At 42.8% G+C, this 745-nt stretch carries 1 pseudogene; it reads right to left on the bottom strand.

What is annotated here, in order from left to right:
• Positions 1-745, bottom strand: a pseudogene (locus AB4589_RS24470) (ISL3 family transposase); the annotation flags it as partial.

Raw genomic sequence — 745 nt, 5'->3', positions numbered from 1 at the left:
TACAAAGTGTCTTATTGCTTTCAAGTAAATCATCTAGCCTATCTGACTGCTTATCGCTTAATTTCGGCGCATTTTTGAGGAGTAAAAATAGCGTCCCCTTAAGCATTTTTTTCTCGTCATGCGTTCCTCTCCTAAACGCTTTATTACGCTCTTTCCTTATCAGAAGAGAGTAGTTCTGCATAACGTGAAACCGGTCAAAAACGATGTCTGCATTCGGAAGAGCCTTTCTCACCGCTGATTGGTAAGATTGACCCATATCCATTGATACCGCTTGGATGCCGTCTCTCGTTTGTGGTGATCATTGTTCAAAAAAGTTGATGAGTACGTTTGAAGTCCGTCCATGATCAACCCAGATAAGTTGTCCTGAAACCAGATCATAAACAACGGTCATATAGTCATGGCCTTTAGCCCTGGCGACTTCATCAACGCCAATATGAACAAGGTTGGTCAACTTCTTAGGCTCTAAAGCGGGCAAGGTAGATAACAGAAATGCTTTATCGATATTTTTCACGGTTTCCCAGCGAATGTCTAAATGCTTAGACACTGCATGGATGCTCATATAGCGGCATAGTCCACTAATAAAGTGACAGAATCTCTTGGTATAGCGACCACCCTTATCAACAAAATCAGTGGCTTCAATCAATCTTCGGCCGAGCTTATCTCTCGTCTGAGCCAGTTCAATTTCTATTACGCAAGGGCGACCACTTACAGGTAAATCTGACAGGCGACGTTGAACATAGTGGTC

This window comes from Vibrio sp. 10N.222.49.A3 (assembly GCF_041475145.1).
Classification (GTDB): domain Bacteria; phylum Pseudomonadota; class Gammaproteobacteria; order Enterobacterales; family Vibrionaceae; genus Vibrio; species Vibrio tasmaniensis_A.
This window is presented reverse-complemented; position numbering and strand designations above follow the sequence as displayed.